Annotated in this window: 17 protein-coding genes and 1 pseudogene; 12 read left to right on the top strand and 6 right to left on the bottom strand. The window is 71.9% G+C overall.

Going from position 1 to position 24,114, the window contains the following annotated elements; translation table 11 throughout:
* Positions 1-17: 17 nt before the first annotated feature.
* From ALLO2_RS11105 to ALLO2_RS11085, 5 genes are all read left to right on the top strand, one after another.
* Positions 18-893 carry a TlyA family RNA methyltransferase gene (locus ALLO2_RS11105; RefSeq protein WP_035731756.1) on the top strand — a complete coding sequence of 292 codons (876 nt, stop codon included), beginning with the start codon at positions 18-20 and terminating at the stop codon, positions 891-893.
* Positions 890-1,789: an NAD kinase gene (locus tag ALLO2_RS11100; protein WP_035731753.1), complete on the top strand. Its 900-nt coding sequence runs from the start codon at positions 890-892 to the stop codon at positions 1,787-1,789. Before ALLO2_RS11105 ends, ALLO2_RS11100 begins: the two co-directional genes overlap by 4 nt.
* 182 nt (positions 1,790-1,971) lie before the next feature.
* On the top strand, positions 1,972-3,726 hold the full coding sequence (recN, locus tag ALLO2_RS11095; RefSeq protein WP_035731750.1) for a DNA repair protein RecN: 1,755 nt from the start codon (positions 1,972-1,974) through the stop codon (positions 3,724-3,726).
* 193 nt (positions 3,727-3,919) lie between these two features.
* A complete protein-coding gene (locus ALLO2_RS11090) occupies positions 3,920-5,746 on the top strand; it encodes a CTP synthase (RefSeq protein ID WP_035731747.1) in 1,827 nt (608 codons plus the stop codon).
* Positions 5,743-6,366: an NUDIX domain-containing protein gene (locus ALLO2_RS11085; protein ID WP_011437541.1), complete on the top strand. Its 624-nt coding sequence runs from the start codon at positions 5,743-5,745 to the stop codon at positions 6,364-6,366. Before ALLO2_RS11090 ends, ALLO2_RS11085 begins: the two co-directional genes overlap by 4 nt.
* Positions 6,367-6,423: 57 nt before the next feature.
* Here the strand turns inward: ALLO2_RS11085 and ALLO2_RS11080 are convergent, their stop codons facing one another.
* Both ALLO2_RS11080 and ALLO2_RS11075 read right to left on the bottom strand, forming a co-directional pair.
* Positions 6,424-7,431, bottom strand: a complete 1,008-nt coding sequence (locus ALLO2_RS11080) for a PKD domain-containing protein (protein WP_035731745.1) — start codon at positions 7,429-7,431, stop codon at positions 6,424-6,426.
* Positions 7,428-8,033, bottom strand: coding sequence for a hypothetical protein (locus ALLO2_RS11075; RefSeq protein WP_035731743.1), 606 nt, complete (start codon positions 8,031-8,033; stop codon positions 7,428-7,430). Before ALLO2_RS11075 ends, ALLO2_RS11080 begins: the two co-directional genes overlap by 4 nt.
* An 84-nt stretch (positions 8,034-8,117) precedes the next feature.
* Between ALLO2_RS11075 and ALLO2_RS11070 the strand changes: the two genes are divergently transcribed.
* The gene (locus tag ALLO2_RS11070; RefSeq protein ID WP_035731738.1) at positions 8,118-9,395 is read left to right on the top strand and encodes a site-specific tyrosine recombinase XerD; all 1,278 of its coding nucleotides are present in this window, start codon (positions 8,118-8,120) and stop codon (positions 9,393-9,395) included.
* Positions 9,396-9,537: 142 nt separating this feature from the next.
* Here ALLO2_RS11070 and ALLO2_RS11065 read toward each other — a convergent pair whose 3' ends face one another.
* Positions 9,538-9,756 carry a hypothetical protein gene (locus ALLO2_RS11065; RefSeq protein WP_023841797.1) on the bottom strand — a complete coding sequence of 73 codons (219 nt, stop codon included), beginning with the start codon at positions 9,754-9,756 and terminating at the stop codon, positions 9,538-9,540.
* 440 nt (positions 9,757-10,196) lie between these two features.
* Between ALLO2_RS11065 and npdG the strand changes: the two genes are divergently transcribed.
* Both npdG and ALLO2_RS11055 read left to right on the top strand, forming a co-directional pair.
* Positions 10,197-10,880: an NADPH-dependent F420 reductase gene (gene npdG / locus ALLO2_RS11060; protein WP_023841798.1), complete on the top strand. Its 684-nt coding sequence runs from the start codon at positions 10,197-10,199 to the stop codon at positions 10,878-10,880.
* A complete protein-coding gene (locus ALLO2_RS11055) occupies positions 10,873-11,745 on the top strand; it encodes a helical backbone metal receptor (protein ID WP_157493345.1) in 873 nt (290 codons plus the stop codon). Before npdG ends, ALLO2_RS11055 begins: the two co-directional genes overlap by 8 nt.
* 33 nt (positions 11,746-11,778) lie before the next feature.
* Here the strand turns inward: ALLO2_RS11055 and panB are convergent, their stop codons facing one another.
* Positions 11,779-12,669: a 3-methyl-2-oxobutanoate hydroxymethyltransferase gene (gene panB / locus ALLO2_RS11050; RefSeq protein ID WP_035731736.1), complete on the bottom strand. Its 891-nt coding sequence runs from the start codon at positions 12,667-12,669 to the stop codon at positions 11,779-11,781.
* A gap of 350 nt (positions 12,670-13,019) precedes the next feature.
* Between panB and ALLO2_RS11045 the strand changes: the two genes are divergently transcribed.
* Together ALLO2_RS11045 and thrS are read left to right on the top strand one after the other, a co-directional pair.
* Complete coding sequence (locus ALLO2_RS11045; protein ID WP_023841801.1) at positions 13,020-13,715, top strand: TetR/AcrR family transcriptional regulator; 696 nt, start codon at positions 13,020-13,022, stop codon at positions 13,713-13,715.
* A 190-nt stretch (positions 13,716-13,905) separates the two neighbouring features.
* Positions 13,906-15,888: pseudogene (gene thrS, locus ALLO2_RS11040) on the top strand (threonine--tRNA ligase).
* A gap of 32 nt (positions 15,889-15,920) precedes the next feature.
* Here thrS and ALLO2_RS11035 read toward each other — a convergent pair.
* Complete coding sequence (locus tag ALLO2_RS11035; RefSeq protein ID WP_035731731.1) at positions 15,921-17,741, bottom strand: NAD+ synthase; 1,821 nt, start codon at positions 17,739-17,741, stop codon at positions 15,921-15,923.
* Positions 17,742-17,928: 187 nt separating this feature from the next.
* Here ALLO2_RS11035 and ALLO2_RS11030 point away from each other — a divergent pair, with 187 nt between their 5' ends.
* Entirely contained in the window at positions 17,929-19,287 is a 1,359-nt protein-coding gene (locus ALLO2_RS11030; RefSeq protein WP_011437530.1) for a glutamine synthetase family protein, read from the top strand.
* Positions 19,284-22,487 carry a bifunctional [glutamine synthetase] adenylyltransferase/[glutamine synthetase]-adenylyl-L-tyrosine phosphorylase gene (locus ALLO2_RS11025; RefSeq protein WP_035731722.1) on the top strand — a complete coding sequence of 1,068 codons (3,204 nt, stop codon included), beginning with the start codon at positions 19,284-19,286 and terminating at the stop codon, positions 22,485-22,487. Before ALLO2_RS11030 ends, ALLO2_RS11025 begins: the two co-directional genes overlap by 4 nt.
* 107 nt (positions 22,488-22,594) lie before the next feature.
* On the opposite strand, the gene glnII is transcribed toward ALLO2_RS11025, so the two are convergent.
* Positions 22,595-23,656 carry a glutamine synthetase GlnII gene (gene glnII / locus ALLO2_RS11020; RefSeq protein WP_035731716.1) on the bottom strand — a complete coding sequence of 354 codons (1,062 nt, stop codon included), beginning with the start codon at positions 23,654-23,656 and terminating at the stop codon, positions 22,595-22,597.
* Positions 23,657-24,114: the final 458 nt, after the last annotated feature.

Here is a 24,114-nt window from a genome sequence, read left to right as displayed (position 1 = left end):
GTCGCTCCGGGGTCGCGATGTCCCGCCGGACACGTCTGGACAGCGAACTTGTCCGTCGTGGTCTCGCCCGGTCCCGGGAGCAGGCCGTTGCGGCGATCACCGCGGGTCGGGTGCTGGTCGGCGGCATTCCTGCCACGAAGGCTGCCACGGTGGTCGACGGATCCACCTCCATCGCGGTGACGAAGGGGGACGATCCCGGCTACGCCTCCCGCGGCGCGCACAAACTTCTGGGTGCCTTCGAGGCCTTCGGGGTCCCCGCACCGGGGCCGGAACCGGGGCCGGGTGCCGAAATCCCGCGTTCGACCGGCCCCACGCTGGTCGTGGCCGGTCGTCGGTGCCTGGACGTCGGTGCCTCCACCGGCGGCTTCACCGACGTGCTGCTGCGGTACGGGGCGGGGACCGTCGTGGCCGTGGACGTCGGCTACGGGCAGTTGCTGTGGCGGCTGCGCTGCGACCCCCGGGTCCGCGTGCTCGACCGTACCAACGCCCGGAACCTGACGCCCGCCGAGATCGGTGACCGCGTCGACCTGGTCGTCGGGGACCTGTCGTTCATCTCGCTGGCCCTGGTGCTGCCCGCGCTGCGCGCCTGCGCGGTCCCGGATGCCGATTTCGTGCTGCTGGTGAAGCCCCAGTTCGAGGTCGGCCGGGAGCGGCTCGGGCCCGGCGGGGNGGTGCGTGACACCGCATTGCACGCCGAGGCGGTCCACGACGTGGCGGCGTCCGCGGCCATGCTGGATCTCGGCGTGCGTGGCGTCACGGCGAGTCCGCTGCCCGGCCCGGCGGGCAACGTCGAGTACCTGCTGTGGCTGGCCGCCGGGGCCCCACCGCTCGACGCGGACGTCCTGGCCGGGGCGATCGCCGCCGGCCCCGCGGGACCGGGGCGCCGGGCATGACGCGGGAGATCCTCGTCGTCNCCCANCCCCGCCGCTCGGTGGTCCGGGAGAGCGCCCATCGGGTCATCGAGGGCCTGGCCGCCGCCGGGGTGTCGCCGCGGGTGCTGCGGGACGAGGCGGAGATGCTCGACCTGACCGCCGCCAACAGCGTGCCGCACGACGCCGACGCGGCCGTCGGGGTGGAACTGGTGCTGGTCCTCGGCGGCGACGGCAGCCTGCTGCGCGGCGCGGAGCTGGCCCGCACCGCTGACGCCCCGCTGCTGGGCGTGAACCTCGGGCATGTCGGGTTCCTCGCCGAGGCCGAACCCGACGCGCTGGAATCCACCATCGAGCACGTCGTCCGCAAGGACTACACGGTCGAGGAACGCATGACGGTAGACGTCACGGTCCGGCGGCGTGGCGAGGTCACCTATACCGGCTGGGCGCTCAACGAGATGTCCCTGGAGAAGGCCGAGCGCGCTCGGATGCTGGAATGCGTGTTGGAGATTGACGGGCGTCCGCTGTCCCGGTGGGGCTGCGACGGGGTGATCTGTTCGACGCCCACCGGATCCACCGCCTACGCCTTCTCGGTCGGTGGTCCGGTGATGTGGCCGGGCGTCGAGGCCCTGCTGGTCGCCCCGATCAGCGCGCACGCGCTGTTCGCCCGGCCGCTCGTGCTGGCGCCGACCTCCGCGGTCGCCGTGGAGATCCTGCCGCCGGTGCCCGCGGTCCTCTACTGTGACGGCCGGCGGTCCGTCGAGGTGCCCCCCGAGTCGCGGGTCGAGGTGGTCCGCGGCCGCCGACCGGTGCGGCTCGCCGTGGTGCACCCGCTGCCGTTCACTGATCGTCTTGTTGCCAAGTTCGGCCTTCCGGTGGAAGGTTGGCGGGGACGCAACCAGCGTGCCTCCCCCGCGTAGCGGCTTCGCTGCGACGCGGGGACCCCTGGCCCTGGGCGCCGTTCGGGGTTTCCGTCAGCTCGCCTTCGGCGAGCTTCCTGGGGTGATTGTCGGGGGGCTTCGCCGCGACGCGGGGACAGCGATGTCGGATCTTCCGCCTCTGCGATATCGGCCTCCGTCCTGGTGACGCTAGAGTTCGGGGCGTGCTCGAGGAGATTCGCATCCGCGGCCTCGGGGTCATCGACGATGCCGCCCTCGACCTCGCTCCCGGCCTCACCGTGGTGAGTGGCGAGACCGGAGCCGGCAAGACCATGATTGTCCAGGGGCTGGGACTGCTCACCGGCGGGCGGGCGGATTACGGTCTGGTCCGGCCCGGGGTCGATCGCGCCTTTGTCGAGGGTCGGCTCGTCATCGGTGCCGAGTCGGCTGTCGCGGCCCGGGTCCGCGAAGTCGGCGGCGACCTCGACGAGGATCCGGGGGGCGCCGTCCTCGTCGTCGGTCGGACCCTGACCGCGGAGGGCCGGTCCCGGGCGCAGGTCGCGGGCCGCTCGGTTCCGGCGAGTGTCCTCGCCGAGATCGCCGAGGAGCTGATCGCCGTGCACGGCCAGTCCGAGGCGCAGCGCCTGCTCAAGCCGTCCACCCAGCGTGACGCGTTGGACCGGTTCGCCGGTTCCGCCGTCGCCGGGCCGTTGGCCCGCTACGGCGGTGTGTACCGGGAGCTGACCCGGGTCAGTCGGCAGCTCGCCGAGATCACCGACCGGGTGCGTGAACGCGAGCAGGAGGCGGAGCTGCTGCGCATCGGCCTGGACGAGGTGGAACGGATCGCCCCCAGCCCCGGTGAGGACGTCACCCTCGACGCCGAGCTGACCAAGCTGGAGCACGCGGAGACCCTGGTGCGGGCGGCGCGGACCGCGCACGCCGCGCTGATGAGCGATCCGGCCACCGGGTCGGACGAGCCCGGTGCGGTCGATCTGGTGGCCGCGGCCCAGCGGGTCATCGCCGGCGAGTCCGCCCTTGACGCCGAGCTCGCTGCCCTCGGCACGCGGCTCACGGAGGTGGGGATGCTGCTCACCGACGTCGCCGCGGACCTCGCCTCCTACGCGGAGGGCATCGATGCCGACCCGGTGCGCCTCGCCGACGCCCAGGCGCGCAAGGCCGCCCTCACCAGCCTGACCCGGGCGCACGGCACCGGCATTGACGGCGTGCTGGCCTGGGCGGACCAGGCCGGGCGCCGGTTGCTGGAACTCGACGGCGCCGGGGACAGCGTCGAGGCGCTCACCGCCCGGCGGGACAGCCTGACCGCCGAGCTGGCCCGGCTCGCCGAGGAGGTCAGCGAGGCCCGGACCAAGGCGGCGGCCCGGTTCGGTGCGGCGGTCGCCGCCGAGCTCGCCGGGCTCGCGATGCCCCGGGCCCGGGNGGAGGCCGCCGTGTCGCAGCGCGACGATCCAGCCGGTCTGCCGGTCGGCCTGCGGGTCGTCGCGTTCGGACCGTTCGGCGTCGACGACGTGGAGCTGCGGCTGATACCGCATCCCGGGGCGCCGCCGCGGCCGGTCCAGAAAGGCGCGTCGGGCGGTGAGCTGTCCCGGGTCATGCTCGCGATCGAGGTCGTCCTCGCCGCCGCCGACACCGGTTCGACCATGGTCTTCGACGAAGTGGACGCCGGGGTCGGCGGCCGGGCCGCGGTGGAGATCGGCCGGCGCCTCGCCCGCCTCGCCCGCACCCATCAGGTGATCTGTATCACTCATCTGCCGCAGGTCGCCGCCTTCGCGGACCGTCATCTGGTGGTCCACAAGGCCGACGACGGATCGGTCACCCGTAGCGGGATCGTCACGCTCGACGACGCCGGCCGGGTGCGGGAGCTCTCCCGGATGCTCGCCGGCCAGGAGGAGAGCCCGCTGGCCCGTGGGCACGCCGAGGAGCTGCTCGCCGCCGCGGAGGCCGACAAGGCGCTGCCGTAGTGCCACCGCGGTCGGGAGGTCGGACATCCTGCGGTGGTCCAGGCAGTCACCGAAGGTGATAACCGAGGGCCATGACTCACCCTTATGGCAGAGTCCCCGCATTGCGCTGGAGGCGTCGCGCGGGGGAGCTGTTACCGTGAAGTCCCGTGGAGGCGCCGGGGCCGGACCGGCGGCGTAACCACGGGAGCTTCGGGTGGGTCAGGCGCATATCACCAAACACATCTTCGTCACCGGCGGGGNTGCGNCCNGTCTCGGCAAGGGACTGACCGCGTCGAGCCTTGGTCGACTACTCAAGGCTCGTGGACTTCGTGTCACGATGCAGAAGCTCGACCCCTACCTCAACGTGGACCCGGGAACGATGAACCCGTTTCAGCACGGTGAGGTGTTCGTGACCGACGACGGGGCCGAGACCGACCTCGACATCGGCCACTACGAGCGGTTCCTCGACGTCAGCCTCGACGGCAGCGCCAACGTGACGACGGGTCAGGTCTACTCGGCCGTCATCGCCAGGGAACGCCGCGGCGGCTATCTGGGCCAGACCGTCCAGGTCGTCCCGCACATCACCGACGAAATCAAGGACCGGATCCGGCGGCTGGCCGATGACTCCGTCGACGTGGTGATCACTGAGGTCGGCGGGACCGTCGGGGACATCGAATCGCTGCCCTACCTGGAGGCGATCCGTCAGGTACGCCACGAGGTCGGTCGGGACAACGCCCTGACGGTGCACGTGAGCCTGGTCCCCTACCTCGCCCCCTCCGGAGAGTTGAAGACCAAGCCGACCCAGCATTCGGTCGCGGCGTTGCGCAGCATCGGCCTGCAGCCCGACGCCGTGGTCTGCCGGTCCGACCGGCCGCTGCCCGATTCGCTCAAGAAGAAGATCGCGATGATGTGCGACGTCGATGACGAGGCCGTCGTCGGGGCGCCGGACGCGAGTTCCATCTACGACATCCCCCGGGTGCTGCACCGCGAGGGCCTCGACGCCTACGTGGTGCGTCGGCTCGGGCTGTCCTTCCGCGACGTCGACTGGACGGAGTGGGACACGTTGCTGCGGCGGGNGCACCACCCNGCCAACACGGCGACGATCGCGATCGTCGGCAAGTACGTGGATCTCCCCGACGCCTACCTCTCGGTGACCGAGGCCCTGCGCGCCGGCGCCTTCGCCACCGACACCCGGGTGGACCTGCGGTGGGTCACCTCGGACGAGTGCTCTTCCCCGGATGCGACGGCCACCCTGCTCGACGGGATCGACGGGGTCATCGTTCCCGGTGGTTTCGGGGTGCGGGGCATCGAGGGCAAGCTCACCGCGCTGCGGCACGCCCGCGAGAACGGCATTCCGACCCTCGGTATCTGCCTCGGCCTGCAGTGCATGGTCATCGAGGCGGCCCGCAGTCTCGCCGGCCTGGAGGCGGCGAACTCCACCGAGTTCGCCCCCGAGACCCCCCACCCGGTGATCTCCACGATGGCCGACCAGCACGAGGTGGTGGCCGGCACCCGGGACATGGGCGGCACGATGAGACTGGGCCTGTACTCGTGCGTGCTGGCGCCCGGCACGCTCGCCCAGCGTGAATACGGCGCCGCCGAGGTCGCCGAGCGCCACCGGCACCGGTACGAGGTGAACAACGACTATCGGCACCGGCTGGCCGCCGCCGGGCTGGTCTTCTCCGGGACGTCACCGGACGGCCGCCTGGTCGAGGTGGTCGAACTGCCCGCCGATGTGCATCCGTACTACGTCGGCACCCAGGCACATCCGGAGTTCCGGTCCCGGCCGACCCGGGCCCATCCGTTGTTCCGGGGTCTCGTCGCCGCGGCGGTCGCGCATGCGGACCGCCGCCGCGGGATGCTGCCGGTGGACCTGCCGAGCGAGGACGCCCCCACCCCGGAGAACGGCGTCCCGGAGAACGGCGCCGCGCAGACCCGCGGCGTCACGGCTGGTCGATCCGGCGGGAGTATCCGCCGGGGCGCGAGCGCGTCCCGGCCGAGCGTCAGCTCCAACGGCACCGCCGCGCTGGTGTCCCCGTGACGGCGACCCCGCACCGGTACGAGGTCACCGAGAGCACCCTGGCCTACCAGGGGAGGGTCATCTCCGTCCGCCGCGATCAGGTGCGGATGCCGGATGGCGACATCTCGCAGCGTGATGTGGTGGTGCATCCCGGCGCCGTGGGGGTGGTCGCCCTCGACGAGGCCGATCGGGTGGTGATGGTCCATCAGTACCGTCATCCCGTCGGTGGTCCGCTGTGGGAGCTGCCCGCCGGCATTCTCGACGTGCCGGGCGAGCCGGCGTCCTCGGCCGCCGCGCGGGAGCTGGCCGAGGAGGCCGGGCTGCGCGCCGACCGCTACGATCTGCTGGTTGACGTGTGGGCCTCGCCAGGGATGACCGACGAGGCCTACCGCCTCTTCCTGGCCCGCGGGCTGCACGAGATCCCGGCCGCCGAGCGGTACGTGCCGGTGCACGAGGAGGCCGAGATGGGTCTCGCCCGCATCGACTTCACCGACGCCGTCGAACGGGTCCTGCGCGGTGAGATCACCAACGCGATGGCGGTCATCGGGCTGCTGGCCACGGCCCGGGCACGCGCCGAGAACTACGCCGGTCTGCGCCCACCCGACGCACCCTGGCCCGCTCGTCCCGCCCACCGCGGCTGAGCCACCGCCGCGCCGCGGCCCCCGTTTCTCCGCGGTGGCGTCGGTCCCGCGGTGGCGTCAGTCGTTGTGGACCAGCACGCCGGCGGCCTCGTCGACGACGAGGCCCGCCGCGGCGGCGAGGGTCACCGCGGCGATCGGGAACGCCTGCGCGACCCCGGGAACGGTGAACGTGCCATCCCAGGTCACCGCGAGGGTCACCTGGTACCGGCCCGGCCGGGCGTAGCCGTGCNCCACGTAGGCCTCGGGATGATCGCGCGGTGAGATCGCCGGGTCGTAGGGCCGGCCGGGAGCGTCCGGGCCGGTCTCGCCGTCGCCGAACTCCCAGTGATAGTGGGGAACGGCACTGATGGTCGCCACGACCGGCTGGTCGACGTTGAACGTGAACGAGTCGGGCACCGGGGTGTAGAGGATCGTGGCCAGGTTCGCGAAGCTGCGGCCGGACGGCGCAATGACGATGGACGGCTTNGGCAGGAGTCTCTCGCGCAGGTAGTTGGCGAGCGCGGCCTGCACCTGGGCGATCGGCACCGCGCCGGCGGGCAGCAGGTAGTTGAAGCAGCCCGCCACCGCCTGGTCGTACTGGGCCCGCGCCTGCGCGTCCATCGCCGGATCCGGCCCGACCGCGGTCAGCAGGTCACAGACGGCCGCCGGGTCGTCCGGACAGTCCTGGCCGCAGGCCGCGCTCCGCCGGGCCCCCGAGCCGGTCGGGATCCCGACGCGCTCCAGCGCTCCGTCGTGGTAGCGGTACTGGTAGCCGTTGTCCGTGGCCCGAGTGTCACAGGTACCCCACAGCGCGCCGACGCAGGGCACCGGGACGGTGCGTCCGGGCGCCGCGGCGGCGGGCGTCGCGCCGCCGGCGAGGCCGGTCAGGCCGACCAGTAGCAGCGCGCCGACCGCGATCAGCGCCGGGCGCGGGATCGTGCGGCGCCGGGCGGCGGTGGTCGTGCGGGCGGCGGTGGTCGTGCGGGCGGCGGTGGTCGTGCGGGCGGCGGTGGTCGTGCGGGCGGCGGTGGTCGTGCGGGCGGCGGTGGTCGCGTGCGGGCCGGTCGTCCCCGGGCCGGTGGTCATGCCTGGGCCGGGGCGTAGCGCAGGGTCTGGATACGCCAGCCGTGGTCGGTGAGCGACAGCTCGGCCGTGCCGNCCNGGGTNGGCANGGCNGGGGCGTCGGAGACCCGCCGGCCCGCCGGGTCCAGCAGCCCCACCGCCCGGGTCCGCACGGTGAAGTCCACCTCGGTGACGAGCCCGACCCGCGGCCGGGCGAGCACGTCGCTCAGCTGATAGGCCGGCCCGTCCGCGCGCAGCCCCCGCTGCTGGAGCGAGCGGGTCACCCCGACGTCGAGGGCGCAGGGCTGGCAGCCACCGAGCGCCGTCGGCGCGATAACCGCGACCCGACCGGCCCGCGCGGCCTCGTTGATCTCGTGAAAGTAGCCCTCGACCGTGCGGGTGGCGGCTGCGGGCGTGTCATCGACCGAACCGGGGGCCGAACCGGAGACGGAAGGGCCGCCGGAGACGGCCGTGCCCCGGTTCTGGGAACCGGGGCGGGCCGGGATCGCGGCCCCGGACGGCTCGTGCTGGTCGCCGCCGCAGCCCGCGCCCGTGAGGATGACGAGCATGGCGATGACGACCCCCAGCCGTGCGGCGTACCGTGACGACCCGTTGCCCGCCCGCACAAGTCGCCAGGATAGCCGCGGAAACGCGGTATGTGGATAGGCACCAACGGAGAACGGGGGGCAGGTCCTACTATCAGTTCGATGATGGGAGTCACCGACGGCGACCGGGTATTCCGGCTGCGCCCCCCCGCGGCCTCGGCATCCGGCGTCGGCGGGTCCTTGGATCATCGTCCGTCGGCACCTCGGCCCGGCCCGGACGACCTGGCTGGGCCGGACGACCTGGCTGGCCCGGACGACCTGGCTGGCCCGGACGACCCGCCCCGGCCTGCGGATCATCGAGCCGGGTCCCAGCTGTCCCAGCTGCGTGGCACGCCTGCCGGCGTCATCGAGCGCTATCTCCACCATCTGGAGGGCGAACGCGGACTCGCGCGCAACTCGGTACTCGCCTACCGTCGCGACCTGCGCCGCTATTGTGATCATCTCTCCGCATGCGGTCTGCCCTCGTTGGACGCGGTCGGTGAGGCGGAGGTTGCCGGATTCGCCGCCGTGCTGCGCACCGGTGACGACNNGNNCCCGCCGCTTGCCGCGGCGTCGGTCGCGAGGATGCTGGTCGCCGTCCGGTCGCTGCACCGCTTCGCGGCCGACGAGGGTGACGTCCCCGAGGACGTGTCCCGGCCGGTTCGACCGCCGACGCCTCCCCGGCGGCTACCGAAGGCCCTGAGCATCGACCAGGTGGTGGCCGTCCTCGCCGCGGCCGCGGGTGCGCCCCCGCCGGGATCCCCGCCGCCGTCCGGGAGACCGCAGCCGGTGGAACCGGCCGAGGCCGTCCGTCGTCTGCGAGCGACCGCGTTGCTGGAGCTTCTCTACGGCACCGGGGCCCGGATCTCGGAGGCCGTCGGTCTCGACGTCGACGATCTCGATCTGGAGGCCGCCTCCGTGCGCCTGCATGGCAAGGGCGGACGTGACCGGATCGTCCCGCTCGGTCGGTACGCCATCGCCGCGGTGGCCGACTACCTGCGGGTGGGGCGGCCGACGCTGGTCGCCCCCCGCTCGGGGCCCGCGGTCTTCCTGTCCCGCCGCGGTAATCGCCTGTCCCGGCAGAGCGCGTGGTCGGTGCTGCGTACGGCGGCGCTCGCGGCCGGTGTGGAGGGGGTCTCACCCCATGTGCTGCGCCATTCCTTCGCCACCCACCTGCTCGACGGCGGCGCCGACGTCCGGGTGGTGCAGGAGCTGCTGGGACACGCCTCGGTCAGTACCACCCAGATCTACACCCTGGTGACGGTGGACCGGCTTCGCGAGGTGTACGCGGCCTCGCATCCACGCGCCTTGGGCGCGGCCCTGGGCTCGATCGGTCACCACTCCCGGACCTGGGGCCCGCGGACGGACCGGTGCGTGACGGGCCCGTGCATGACGGACCCGTGAGTTTCGCCGGGGCACCGCCCCGGTTCTGAGCGATGGTCGGTGTCCCGGGCGGATGTCCACCCGGGACTGTCCCCGTGAGAACGCGCCAAGTGGCGCGATGCCGTCGCGTGGGGACAGGTGGACCGGCGCGGCACGTGGATGCTCAGGATGGGGTGTACGGCCCCAGGCTGGGCATCCCGTTGGAAGGGGCCGAGGCGGGAACACCGCCGACACCGCCGACCGTCTGCGTGCTGCGCTCGGCCAGGGTTTCGCCCACCTTGCGGGCGATCGCTTCCATCAGGCGCAGTGCCTGCGGCAGCGACAGGTTCAGCACCACTTCGCTGTCGTTTGTCATCGCGAAGCGAACCGACACGTCCGCCATTGCTCGACCTCTCTCGCCTGACTCCGAAGATCTGCTCGATGTGTGTGAAACGGAACGGTACGGCCCATCTGAGACCAATGCGCGCGCGGGGTTCCTGGAAGTACCGGCGGTTTNGCTTTTNNTGTCTACTCGCTCACCNANTGTCGCGGTCCAAGAGCTGTAGCTGTCAGTCACGTGGGCTGCTCCTCTGCCGGTGGCGACGTGTATGGACCCGGTCGATCCGGATCTCCCCGCGGGGGGCGAGCTCGGAAAAATCGGGCACGTAGCTGTCCCGTTGTCTCTGCATAGTCCCTCATTGCAAGGAGCTGTCCGCAAGGGGGTGTACTTGTCATGCATCGTCATGTCGGAGGGTGAACGGGTTGGTTCCCACCGTTCTGGGAACGCTTTCACGGGTGTCACGCAGCCGGGCGGCCAAAGCCCGGATCGGGCAGGATGGCAGGGTGGCTTCGACTGACCGCGTCCGGCCGGACGTCCCCGCGCTGACCATCGGTATCCTCGGCGGCTCGGGTCCGCAGGGCGGGGGCCTCGGCCTGCGGTTCGCCGCCGCCGGCCATCTCGTACTGATCGGGTCCCGCTCGACCGAACGCGGCCAGCAGGCCGCGGCCGCGCTCGCGCGCCCCGGCCTGCGCATCGAGGGCGCGGGCAACGCCACGGTCGCCGAGCGCGCCGATGTCGTCATCATCGCGGTTCCCTGGGAGGGCCATCGCCAGACCCTGGCCGCCCTGCGGGAGCCATTGGCCGGGAAGATCGTGATCGACTGCGTCAACCCCCTCGGCTTCGACAAGGGGGGTGCCTTCGCGCTCGCGGTGCCCGAGGGCAGCGCCGCGCAGCAGGCGGCCGCCGTCCTGCCGGACAGCACCATCGTGGCGGCCTTCCACCACGTCTCCGCGGTGCTGCTGGCCGATGACGCGGTCACGAAGATCGACACGGACGTCCTGGTCCTCGGCGACGATCGGGCCGCCACCGATCTGGTGGCCGCGCTCGCCGAGCGCATTCCCGGCATGCGGGGCATCTACGCCGGCGCGTTGCGCAACGCCGGTCAGGTCGAGGCGTTGACCGCGAACCTGATCTCGGTCAATCGCCGGTACAAGTCACACGCCGGCCTGCGGGTCACCGATGTCTGAGCGGCGTCCGGACGGGCTACGTCCGGACGTGGCCCGTTTGGATGTGGCCCGTTTGGATGTGGCCGCGGTGGCGAATGGGCGGGAAGGAGAGGCGGGGACGGCCCCCCGGGACGACCTGGGCCACCCGGTGGCGGTTCCGGCGCGGGTGGAACGGATCGTCTCGCTCGTTCCCAGCCTCACCGAGTCGATCGCCGTCACCGCGCCCGGTCTGCTGGTGGGTGCCACCGACTGGTGCAGCCATCCCGCGGGGCTGGCCGTCGCTCGGGTCCGGGGGACGAAGAACCCCGACCTCGACACCATCGTCTCCCTGGCCCCGGACCTGGTCTGCGCGAACGCCGAGGAGAACAGGGAACCCGACCTCGCCGCGCTGCGCCGGGCCGGGTTCGCCGTGTGGGTCACCGCCCCCACCACGGTCGATCAGGCTCTGGTGAGCCTGGACCGGATGCTGCGCCTGGCCTGCGGGTTGGCTCGTCCCGGCTGGCTCGACGTCGCCCGGCAGGCCTGGGCCGTGCCGGCCGCCGGACCGCGACGGCGGGCGTTGGTGCCGATCTGGCGCCGGCCGTGGATGGCGGTCGGCCGGGACACCTTCACCGGCGACGTGCTGCGCCGACTGGGGGTCGACAACGTGCTGGCGGACTCGCCGGACCGCTACCCTCGGATCGATCCCGCGGCCGTCCCGCCCCATGACCTGGTGGTCCTGCCCGACGAGCCGTACCCCTTCANCCCGTCGGACGGGCCCGAGACCTTCAGCGCGCCCGCGGTCTGCGTGTCCGGCCGCCTGCTGACCTGGTACGGCCCGTCCCTGGTCGATGCGTGGTCCGTGCTCGCGGCGGCGCTGGCCCGGACCGGCGATGGACCGGGGTGACAGCGCCGCCGGCACCGCCGGCCGGGTGACTGATCAGTAGCTGTGCTCGATCGTCGGGTACCTGCCGTCCCGGACGTCCGCGCGGTAGGCTCGGGCGGCGTCCGCGAGAATCGTGCGCAGATCCGCGTACCGCTTGACGAACCGTGGCGTGCGGCCGCCGCTCAGCCCGGCCATGTCCTGCCAGACCAGCACCTGGGCATNGCATCCCGAGCCGGCTCCGATACCCACGGTGGCGATGCGCAACTCCTTCGTCACCCGGGTGGCCAGATCGGCGGGAACCACCTCGAGCACGACCGCGAACGCGCCGGCCGCCTCGAGCGCCAGCGCGTCGGCCAGCAGGATCTCGCCGGCCTCGTCGCGGCCCTGGACCCGGTAGCCCCCGATGGTGTGGATGCTCTGCGGGGTCAGCCCCAGATGCCCGATAACGGGGATGCCGGCGCCGACCAGGGCGTCCACCGCCCGGACCACCCGGGAACCGCCCTCGAGTTTCACCGCGTGCGCCCCGCCCTCCTTGAGGAAGCGGGTAGCGCTCGCCAGTGCCTCGGCAGGCCCCCCCTGGTACGACCCGAAGGGCAGATCGGCGACGACCATCGCGTGCGGTGCTCCGCGGACCACCGCCCGGACCAGCGGCAGCAGCTCATCGACGGTGATCGGCACGGTCGTGTCGTAGCCGTAGACGACGTTGGCGGCCGAGTCCCCGACCAGCAGGACGGGGATCTCCGCCTCGTCGAAGACGGCGGCGGTGGTGGCGTCGTACGCGGTCAGCATCGACCACTTCTCGCCCCGGTTCTTCGCCGCGGCGACGTCGCGCACTGTGAAACGGGACCGGAGTGGCCGCGGCGGCGTGGTCGGCGCGCCGTAGGGCGTCGCCGCCGGGTCCGCCGGGTGGGGCGCCGGGTGGGTGGGTGTGTCTGAAGCATCCATGAGCGCTCCTGTACGTCCGTCCGGGCGCTGGGCGTCCCGGCGTCCCCCTCATGCTGCCACCAACGGCCGCCACGCGGAGAGCCCGTGGTGGAGCAGATCCACCCAGCCCCGAGGTGGCTGTTCGGGCTGGGGCGTTCGGGCGGTGGTTTCGTGGTGGACCGTGGCCCGATCGGGGTGGAACGCGACGCACGCCACGCCGCTGCCATGGCAAACGGATGCGTCTTGACCGGCTGGGACGTATGCTGATCTTGAAGTGCGGCGAGAACGTGCGGCGCGATCAAGGTGGCGGGTGGCCTTTCCATGCGGATGCATCGGCACGGCGGCGACGGAGCGGGCGGGGGATCAGGCCGGTGTCCCGCCTGATGGCCACCCGGGACGTGCGCGCTGCGCATCCTCGGCGACCGTCCGACCGGGTGCCCTCCGGGGTCCGCGTCTCCCGCGCTCCCGGTCGTCCGAGGGACACCCGCTGCGATGAGGCGATCATCGATGCCGCGCTGCACGAGCTCGCGACGGTCGGCTTCGCGAGCCTGTCGATGGAGGCGGTGGCGACCAGCGCCGGGGTCGGCAAGGCGACGGTCTATCGCCGGTGGCCAACGAAGGACGCCCTGATCGGGGACGCGTTGGACACCCTGGCCGACAGCCTCGACGCGGTCGAGACCGGCTCCCTGCGCGACGACCTGGTGGCCTGGCTGAACGCGCTGCGCCGGCACAACCTCCAGTCGTTGTCCGGGCGGATCATGCCGAAGCTCGTCGCCGAGCGGAGCACGCACCCGGAGTTGTTCGCCACCTACTCGCAGAAGGTGATCGAGCCGTCGCGGGAGAAAGCGGCCGCCATGCTCCGGCGCGGCATCGAATCGGGGGAACTCGCCGCGGACGTCGACGTCGACCTCGTCGTCGACATGCTGGTCGGGCCGGTCGCCTATCGGCAGTACATGAGTGGTGACTGCGAGGTGAGCGGAACGCGGATCGCGAAGATCGTCGACACCATCCTCGGTGGCATCCGCTGCCGGCAGGGTGCGCGGCCGACGGCGGAGGCGCCCGCGTGACGCTGAGCCACGCTCGTCACGCTGAGCCGCACCCGTCACGCTGAGCATCCCGCTCGCCGGGGGCACCATGCGTCCGCGAGTAGCATCGCGAACGGGCCAGGAAGGCCCGCCGCGGGGCCGCCTGCCGGCCGGCGACGCACCGGCGACGCGATCCCCGCATCCGTGTTCCCAGCGCAACAGGAGAGATTCGGTGTCCGACGTCCGCGTTACCGTTCAGCACGCCCAGCGCAGCGATCCGCGGGTGGTGCCGACCGGGACGACGGCCGCCGAGCTGTTCGCCGACGACCGGAACGTGATCGCGGCTCTGGTTGACGGTCAGCAGCGTGATCTCGCTCATGTTCTCGCCGACGGGGTCGTCGTCGAGCCGATCATGATCGACTCGCCGGCCGGGCGGGCGATCGTCCGGCACTCCACCGCGCACGTCGTCGCCCAGGCGGTCCAGGAGCTCTTCCCGAAGGCACGCCTGGGCATCGGGCCGCCCATCGACGACGGTTTCTACTACGACTTCGACGTCGAGTCCCCGTTCACCCCGGACGACCTCAGGGCCATCGAGAAGAGGGCGCAGGCGATCATCAGGGCCGGCCAGCGCTTCTCCCGGCGGGTCGTCACCGAGCCCGAGGCCCGCGCGGAGCTCGCTGACGAACCGTACAAGATCGAGTTGATCGGGCTGAAGTCGAGTGACACGGCGGCCGACGACGCCGAGGCGAGTGTCGAGGTCGGGGCGGGCGAGCTGACCATCTACGACAACCTCGACGCGAAGACCGGCGAGCTGTGCTGGAAGGACCTCTGCCGCGGGCCGCACGTGCCCACCACCCGGGCCATCCCGGCCTTCGCGATCCTGCGTTCCGCCGCGGCCTACTGGCGGGGGNGNGNGAANAANCCGCAGCTGCAGCGCATCTACGGCACCGCGTGGGAGTCGCGCGACGCGCTCAAGGCCTACCAGACCAGGCTGGCCGAGGCCGAGAAGCGCGATCACCGCAAGCTCGGCGCGGAGCTTGACCTGTTCTCGTTCCCGACCGAGATCGGCCCGGGGCTGGCGGTCTTCCACCCCAGGGGCGGCGCGATCCGCACCGCGATGGAGGACTACTCGCGGCGCCGGCACATCGAGGCCGGGTACTCGTTCGTCAACACCCCGCACATCACCAAGTCGGAGCTCTACCAGATCTCCGGGCACCTGGACTGGTTCGCCGAGGGCATGTACCCGCCCATGCAGCTCGACGGCGGCACCGACTACTACCTCAAGCCGATGAACTGCCCGATGCATATCCTGATCTTCCGGTCGCGGGGCCGGTCGTACCGGGAGCTGCCGCTGCGGCTGTTCGAGTTCGGCACGGTCTACCGCTACGAGAAGTCCGGCGTGGTCCATGGCCTGACCCGGGTGCGCGGGCTCACCCAGGACGACGCGCACCTGTTCTGCGCCCGCGAGCAGCTACCCACCGAGCTCGACAGCGTGCTGACGTTCGTGCTCGGGCTGCTGCGCGACTTCGGGCTGACCGACTTCTACCTGGAGCTGTCGACCCGGCCGGCGGGCAAGGCCGTCGGCACCGACGAGGAGTGGGCGCAGGCCACCGAACTGCTGCGGGAGGCCGCGCAGAAGCAGGACCTGGAACTGGTGATGGACCCGGGCGGCGGTGCCTTCTACGGGCCGAAGATCTCCGTGCAGGCCCGTGACGCCATCGGCCGGACCTGGCAGCTGTCCACCATCCAGGTGGACTTCCAGCTGCCGCGGCGCTTCGGCCTGGAGTACCAGGCCGCGGACGGGACCCGGCAGCGGCCGTTCATGATCCATCGGGCGTTGTTCGGCACCATCGAGCGGTTCTTCGCCATCCTGCTGGAGCACTATGCCGGGGCACTGCCGCCGTGGCTCGCGCCGGTGCAGGTGGTCGGCATCCCGATCACCGACGAGCACGTGCCGTACCTGGACGAGGTCGCCCGGCGGCTCGCCGCACACGGCCTTCGGGTGGAGGTCGACTCCTCCGACGACCGGATGCAGAAGAAGATCCGTACGGCGCAGAAGCAGAAGGNGCCGTTCATGCTGCTGGCCGGAGATTCCGATGTCGCCCAGGGTGCGGTGTCGTTCCGTTTTCGAGACGGGACGCAGCGTAATGGCGTGCCGGTGGACGAGGCCGTCGCGGAGATCCTCGACGCGGTGGAGCGCCGCCGCCAGGTCTGAGCCGCGCGGCTGGCCCCGGCCCGCGCGGCTGGTCAGGCCGGCGGGTTCTCGCGCCAGCGGGAGGTGATCGGCAGTCGGCGGTCGCGGCCGAACGCCTTGGAGGTCACCTTCGGCCCGGGCGGGTTCTGGCGGCGCTTGTACTCGGCGAGGTCGACGAGCCGGATCACCTTGTCCACCACGGCCGGATCGTGCCCGGCCGCGATCAGCTCGGCCCGGCCCCGGTCGTGGCTGACGTAGTCGTCCAGGACGGGATCGAGGATGCCGTAGTCGGGCAGCCGGTCGGAGTCGAGCTGACCCGGGGCGAGCTCGGCGGACGGCGCCTTGACGATGATCTCCTCGGGAATGGGTGGCACCTCGCCACGCTTCTCCGCGGCGGCGTTGCGCCAGCGCGCCAGCCCNCAGACGCGGGTCTTCGAGACGTCCTTGATGGGGGCGTAGCCGCCGGCGCTGTCTCCGTAGAGGGTGGAGAACCCCGTTGCCAGCTCGCTTTTGTTGCCGGTGGTGAGGATCAGGTGCCCATGCTGGTTCGACAACGCCATGAGCAGCGTTCCGCGTACCCGGGCCTGCAGGTTCTCGTCCGCGAGGCCGTGCAACCCGCCGAGGGCGGCGGCGGCGGCGCGGAACGCGGCGGCGATCGGCTCGATGGGCACCACGGCGTGCCGCGTGCCCTGGCGGCGGGCGAGTTCGGCGGCGTCGGTCACCGAATGCCCCGACGAGTAGCCCGAGGGCAGGGCGACAGTGTGGACGGCGTCGGCGCCGATCGCGTCGACCGCGATGGTCGCGACGAGCGCGGAGTCGATACCGCCGGACAGCCCGAGCGCCACCGAGGAGAAGCCGTTCTTACGGATGTAGTCGCGGGTGGCGGTGACCAGCGCGGTGTACAGCTCCCCGGCGGGCTCGGGGCGGTCGGCGACGACCGGCGGCAGGGGGGCGAACGGTGCCAGCGGCTCGGCGGCCAGTACCGTGCGCGTCACCGTCATCGTCGTGCCGTCCTCGGCGTCAACGGCCCCGGCGTCAACGGCCCCGGCGTCAACGGCCCCGGACACCGCCCGCGCCGGGCCGGAACCGGCCGCGGGCAGGTCCAGGTCGGTGATCAGCAGCGCCTCGCTGAAGACCGGCGCCCGCGCGACGAGTTCCCCCGCGGCGTCGACGACGAGGGAGTCCCCGTCGAAGACCAGCTCGTCCTGCCCGCCGACAAGGTTGACGTAGGCCAGGGCGGCCGCGGCCTCCCGGGCGCGCCCGGCACACAGGGCGTCGCGCTGGAAGGACTTCCCCTGCTCGTAAGGGGAGCCGTTGATGCACAGGACGAGGCCGACCCCGGACCGGCGGGCCACGGTGATCGGCCCGCCCTGCTGCCACAGGTCCTCGCAGATCGTCAGGCCCACGTCGATCCCGTGCAGCCGCAGCACCGGAAAGGCCATGCCGGGCACGAAGTAGCGGAACTCGTCGAAGACGCCGTAGTTCGGCAGGTGATGCTTGGCGTAACGTGCGACGACCTCGCCGCCCCAGAGCACCGCGGCGGCGTTCTGCGGTTCACCGGCCGGGCGTCCCACATTCGGCGCGGGTTGCGCGGATGCGTCGAGGTAGCCGACGACGACGGCGATCTCGCCACACCCCTCCTCGGCCAGCCGGCGGGCCAGAGCTACCAGCGCCCGCTGGCTCGCGGCGACGAAGGAGCGGCGCAGGACGAGGTCCTCCGGCGGATAGCCGGTCAACGTGAGTTCACCGAAGGCGATCAGATGAGCGCCGTCGGCGACGGCCCGTTTCGTCCAGGTGCTGACCAGGTCGGCGTTACCGGCGAGGTCCCCGACGGTCGTGTCCACCTGGGCGAGGGCGATCCGCAGCTGGGCCATGGTTGCAGCGTAGGTGGTCGCGGCGTGGGCCGTTAGGTCCCGTGTCGGGGGGGTAGGTAACACGCCGTTGGCGGACGGGTTGCTACCAGGCAACATCACGGCGATGAACGGATGTAGTCGCTAGGGTCGGGATAAGCACATCGGGTGGCCCGTATCGTCGAGTCCACATCCTCAGCGCGGAGGCACTATGGACAAACAGCAGGAGTTCGTTCTCCGGACTCTGGAGGAGCGGGACATCCGCTTCGTTCGGCTCTGGTTCACCGACGTACTCGGGTACCTGAAGTCGGTGGAGATCGCCCCCGCGGAGCTGGAGGGGGCGCTGGCGGAGGGTATCGGTTTCGACGGATCCGCCATTGAGGGCTTTGCGCGGGTACACGAGGCCGACATGCTGGCCCGGCCCGACCCCTCCACCTTCCAGGTGCTTCCCTGGCGCGGTGAACATCCGCTTACGGCCCGGATGTTCTGCGACCTCGTGATGCCGGACGGCACGCCCGCCGCCGCCGACTCGCGCTGGGTGCTGCGGAGCGCGCTGGCCAGGGCGGCCGACGCGGGGTTCACGTTCTACACCCATCCGGAGATCGAGTTCTTCCTGCTCAGGGAGCCGCCGAAGCGGGGTGGCCCGGTGCCCCCGCCGGTGGACGAATCAGGCTACTTCGACCTGACCCCCAATGACATCAGCCATGATTTCCGGCAACAGGCCATCAGCATGCTCGAACGGCTGGGCATCTCGGTGGAGTTCAGCCACCACGAGGTGGCCCCCGGCCAGCAGGAGATCGATCTTCGCTACGCCGACGCCCTCACCATCGCCGACAACATCATGACCTTCCGCCAGGTGGTCAGGGAGGTGGCGTTGCGGCAGGGTATTTACGCCACCTTCATGCCCAAGCCGTTCGGTAACCAGGCCGGGTCGGGGATGCACACCCATCTGAGCCTTTTCGAGGGCGACCGTAACGCCTTTCACGACCCGACCGACGACTATCAGCTGTCCAAGGTGGCGAAGGCCTTCATCGCCGGGCTCCTCGCGCACGCCGCCGAAATCACCGCGGTGACCAACCAGTGGGTGAACTCCTACAAGCGGCTCATCGGCGACCAGCGGGTCGGCGAGGTGCTGGAGGCGCCGGCCTATGTGTGCTGGGGCCACAACAACCGTTCGGCGCTCGTGCGGGTTCCGCTCTACAAGCTCCACAAATCCAACGCCACCCGGGTGGAGTTCCGGCTGCCGGACAGCGCGTGCAACCCGTATCTCACCTTCGCCCTGGTGCTGGCAGCCGGCCTGCGGGGTGTCCAGGGCGGTTATGAGCTGCCACCGGCTTCGGCGGACGATGTCTGGACGCTCACCGACACGCAGCGCCGTGAGCGCGGGATCACCGCCCTGCCCGGCTCGCTCGCCGAGGCGGTCAAGGTGATGGAGCATTCCGCGCTTGTGCGGGAGACCCTCGGCGACGAGTTGTTCGACTTCTTCCTGCGGAACAAGCGGGCCGAGTGGCTGGAATACCGTCGGCAGGTGACCCCGTTCGAGATCGACCGGTACCTGCCGGTGCTATGACCGGGCGGACCGGCACCCGGCCCCCCACGGTCGGGCCGGGACCAGTCGGGGCGGGATCGGTCCCGGCCCATCCGCGGGGGNGTTCGGTCGCCGCGCAGCTCGCGCGGCTCGGCTTCACCGACGTCGACCGGGTCGAGACGACGATGCGCCGCCTCGGCCTGCTCACTCCGGCCGTCCAGCCGCCCACCGCCGGCAGGGATGTCCTGCCCGGTCCCGCCACCGTGGGAATCGTGCGCGAGGAACGGCTCGAGGCCAATGTCGTGGCCGGCTCGCTGGCGGCCGCGGCCGATCCGGACCGGGCTCTCGCCGCGCTGGACCGGCTCGTGGACGCCCTCGGCCCGGCCGGGGGCGCGGCCCTCGTCGGCGCGCTGGCCCGCCACGAGGGGCTGCGGGACCGGCTCGCCGCCGTGCTCGGCGCGAGCATCGCGCTTGGCGATCATCTTGCCCGCCATCCGGCGGACTGGCGCATCCTGGAAGCCGACGAGGTGGTCACCACCCCGCCGGATGCGGCGAGCGTGCGGGCGGGTCTGCTGCGCGCGGTCGGCGCGGATCAGGACGATCCGGCGCCCCGGGCGGCGGGCGACGGTCCCCAGATCCTCGACGCCCTGCGGATCGCGTACCGCAGGGCGCTGCTGGTCCTCGCGGCGCGGGACCTGACCGGCGCGGTGCCACTCGACGAGGCCACGGCCGAACTCGCCGATCTGGCAGGATTCGCGCTGGACGCGGCGCTGGCGGTCGCCCGTGCCGGGCTCGACCCGCGGCTGCCCCCGGTCCGGCTCGCCGTGATCGGCATGGGCAAGTGCGGCGGACGGGAACTGAACTACGTCAGCGACGTCGATGTTGTGTTCGTCGCCGAGCCGACGGCACCGCGCGATGCGGCGAACGGTACGGCGAACGGGGGGAAGAGCGGGGCGGAACCGGCCGGGCCGGCGGTACTGACGGCGGCGACGCGGCTGGCGGAGGGGCTGGTCCGGGCCGCCGGCACCGTCACCGCTGCCGGTGCGCTGTTCCAGGTTGATGTGGGGCTTCGCCCGGAGGGCCGGGACGGTGCCCTGGTCCGCACGCTCGCCAGCCACCACGCCTACTACCGTCGCTGGGCCCGGACCTGGGAGTTCCAGGCGTTACTCAAGGCCCGCCCGATCGCGGGAGACCTGGCGTTGGGCGCCGAGTTCTGCGCGATGGTCGCGCCCATGGTGTGGACGGCGGCCTCCCGTCCCGGCTTCGTGGCCGACGTGCGGGCGATGCGGCGCAGGGTGGAGTCGACACTGTCCCGCGCGGAGGCGGAGCGCAATCTCAAGCTGGGCCCGGGCGGCCTGCGCGACGTCGAGTTCGCCGTCCAGCTGCTGCAACTCGTCCACGGCCGGGTGGATGCCAAGCTGCGGGTCGCCTCCACCCTGGGCGCCATCGACGGTCTGGCCCGCGGCGGCTACGTCGGTCGGCGCGACGCGGCCGGGCTCGCCGACGCCTACCGTTTTCTCCGTAACGCCGAGCACCGCCTTCAGCTGCAACGGCTGCGCCGGGTGCACACGCTGCCCCGGGATTCCACCGAGCTGCGCTGGCTGGCCCGGTCGATGGGGTTGCGCACGGCGGAGGCGTTCGAGGAGGCCCACGCTCGGGTGGTCCGATCCGTCCGATCGCTGCACGAGAAGCTCTTCTACCAGCCGTTGCTGGAGGCGGTCGCCCGCCTGTCGACGGAGGAGATCCGCCTCACCCCCCAGGAGGCGGCCGACCGGCTGGCCGCGCTCGGCTTCGCCGCGCCGGACCGGTCGTTGCGCCATATCGAGGCGCTGACCAGCGGGGTGAGCCGGACGGCCGCGATCCAACGCCACCTGTTGCCGACGATGCTGCCCACCTTCGCCGACGCCCCCGATCCCGACGCCGGGCTGCTGGCCTATCGGCGGGNCAGCGAGGNACTCGGGCGNACCCCNNGGNATATGCGGCTGCTGCGGGACTCTGCCGGCGCCGCGTACCGGCTCGCCCGGGTGCTCGCGACCAGCCGGTACGTGGCGGACCTGATGGCCCGTGCGCCGGAGTCGGTGCGGCTGCTGCGCACCGAGGACGATCTCGTCCCGGTGCCGCGGGAGGCACTGGTCCGGACCATGGTGGCGATCGCCCACCGCAACCCCGACTGGGAGGAGGCCGTCGGGCGGGCCCGGGCGGTGCGCCGCGTCGAACTGGTCCGGGTCGCCTGCGCGGACCTGCTCGGCCTGCAGGACGTCGCAGCCGTGGGCCGGGCGCTGGCGGACGCCGCGGCCGCCACCATTGCCGCGTCCCTGCTCGTCGCCGAGCGCAGGGTCGCCGGAGGTGACCCGGAGTCGTTGCCGGCGCGGATCTCGATGATCGCGATGGGCCGGCTCGGCGGCGCGGAGATGTCCTACGGCAGCGACGCCGACGTGCTGTTCGTGCACGAGGCCAGGCCAGGAGCGTCGGCGGACCGGGCGAGCAGGGCCGTCGCCGAGGTGGTCGGTGAGCTGCACCGGCTGCTGGCCGTTCCCGGACCCGATCCGGCGCTGCGCCTGGACACGGCGCTGCGTCCGGAGGGGCGCAGCGGCCCGGCCTCGCGCACGCTGGAGGCGTACGCGGCCTACTACCAACGGTGGTCGCAGGAGTGGGAGTCGCAGGCGCTGCTGCGGGCGGAGCCCCTGGCCGGTGATCCCGGGCTCGCCTACCGGTTCTGCCGGCTGGCGGACATGGTGCGTTACCCGACCACGCTTCCCGCGGGCGCCCTGGACGAGATCATCCGCCTGCGCGGGCGGATGGAGCGGGAACGGATCCCACGGGGAGTCGATCGTACGCTGCACCTGAAGTTCGGCCCCGGGGGGCTGACCGACGTGGAATGGGCGGTGCAGATCCTCCAGTTGCGCCACGGCCGGCAGATTCCCACGCTGCGCACGACGTCGACGCTCGAAGGCCTGGGGGCCGCGGTCGTCGCCGGTCTGCTCGACGCGAGCGAGGCGGAGATCCTGCGCGCGGCCTGGATGTCCGCCTCCCGCATCCGCAACGCGAGCACGCTGGCCGGCTGGCCGCGTCCGGACGTCGTCCCCGACCGCCCGCCCGGTCTGGAGGCGATGGCGAGCGCGGCGGGATNCCCCTCCGACCGGGCCGGCGAGCTCGTCGCCGAGCACCGCCGGTCGGCGGCGCTGGCCCGCGCCGTCGTCGAGGAGGTGTTCGCGCGCGAGCGGACCGCGGATTTCGGCTAGTACGTCCGGTGGTGCCGGAACCGCGCCACCGTAAGACCGGGCGGCAGGCGGTCGTGTCGTCGGGAGCACCGCCACGGCCGCCTGTACTCCGGGATGGTGACCGTTCGTCAGACGGTCGCCTCGGCCGGGGTCGGGGTGGTCTGGGACGGCACGAACAGCGTCGGCTTGTCGCCGGCCAAGGCGCTGCAGCAGGTGTCGATCATGAGCGCGGAGACCAGGTACGGGTCCATGTTCGCGTTCGGGCGGCGGTCTTCCAGCCAGCCCTTCTTGGCCTTCTCGACAGCCCACGGAATGCGGATCGACGCGCCGCGGTCGGAGGCGCCCCAGGAGAACTTGTTCCACGGAGCTGTCTCGTGCTTACCGGTCAGCCGGTCCTGGATGCCGTGACCGTAGTGGGTCACGTGCTCCAGCACCCGGGTGCCGAGCGCCTCGCAGCAGGCGACGATGGCGTCCCAGCCCTCCATCGTCTGCCTGGTGGAGAAGTTGGTGTGCGCGCCGGCGCCGTTCCAGTCGCCCGGGATCGGCTTGGCGGCGAACGACNCCTCGACGCCGTAGTCCTCGGCGATCCGGTGGAGCAGCCAGCGGCCCAACCAGATCTGGTCGCCGATCGCCGGGGCGGGGAGCACGCCGATCTGGAACTCCCACTGGCCCATCATGACCTCGGCGTTGGTGCCCTCGATGGCGAGACCGGCGTCGAGGCAGGCCTGCGCGTGCCTCTCGACGATCTGGCGGCCGGGCATCTTCGAGCCGCCGACGCCACAGTAGTACGGTCCCTGCGGCGCGGGGTAGCCGACCTCCGGCCAGCCGTAGGGACGGCCGTCCTTGAAGAAGGTGTACTCCTGCTCGATGCCGAACATCGGCGTCATGTCGGCGTACTTCTCGGCGACGGTCCGGGCGGCGGCCCGGGTGTTCGTCGGGTGCGGCGTGAAGTCGGTCAGCTCGACCTCGCAGAGCACCAGGAGGTTGTCGCCACCCCGCAGCGGGTCGGGCGTGACGAAGACGGGCCGCAGCACGCAGTCCGAGTTCGATCCGGGCGCCTGGTTGGTGCTCGAGCCGTCGAAGCCCCAGATCTCCGGTTCCTTACCGTCCCTGATGATGCGGGTCTTGCTGCGCATCAGCGGCTCGGGCTCGGTGCCGTCGATCCAGATGTACTCGGCCTGATAACTCACTCATACTCCCCGTGGTTGATCCTGCACGTTACGGAGCGACTTCGTGATCGGCCTGGCCAGCCGACCCAGGCCGCGAATGACGGGAGGGTTCGACCGGAGCCTTGTCGTGCCCAGTTACCTTCCTGTTCCGCGATTGTTAATTTTTGGTCTCTGCTATGTCACGAAAGGCTGGCTCTGGGCGATCGGGGCCGGCTGCCGTCCGGGATTTTCGGGGTCCCCGACTCCGCTTTTGTGTCGTGGTGTCCCGGCGGGCGGCGGAGGGAGATGGCCGGTATTCTGGACCGCGCCGTTCCGCATATACGTGAGGCCCGCCTCCGACGTCGTCGAAGTAGGGCCTCGGGGAATTGGTATACTAATTTTCAATGTGGGTTCGGGGTTTCGCCTGGTATCCCGGGAAAGGGTCCGGGCATCTCCTGTTCGCGATCTTTCCGGCGCTCGCCGGCGCTTGGTGGACAGCG

Source organism: Frankia sp. Allo2, from assembly GCF_000733325.1.
In the GTDB taxonomy this organism is placed as follows: Bacteria; Actinomycetota; Actinomycetes; order Frankiales; family Frankiaceae; genus Frankia; species Frankia casuarinae.
This window is presented reverse-complemented; position numbering and strand designations above follow the sequence as displayed.

Excerpts from the sequence above, each read along its gene's own strand:
- ALLO2_RS11030 (WP_011437530.1), top strand. The coding sequence starts at position 17,929 with ATGGACAAACAGCAGGAGTTCGTTCTCCGGACTCTGGAGGAGCGGGAC.
- ALLO2_RS11065 (WP_023841797.1), bottom strand. The coding sequence starts at position 9,756 with ATGGCGGACGTGTCGGTTCGCTTCGCGATGACAAACGACAGCGAAGTG.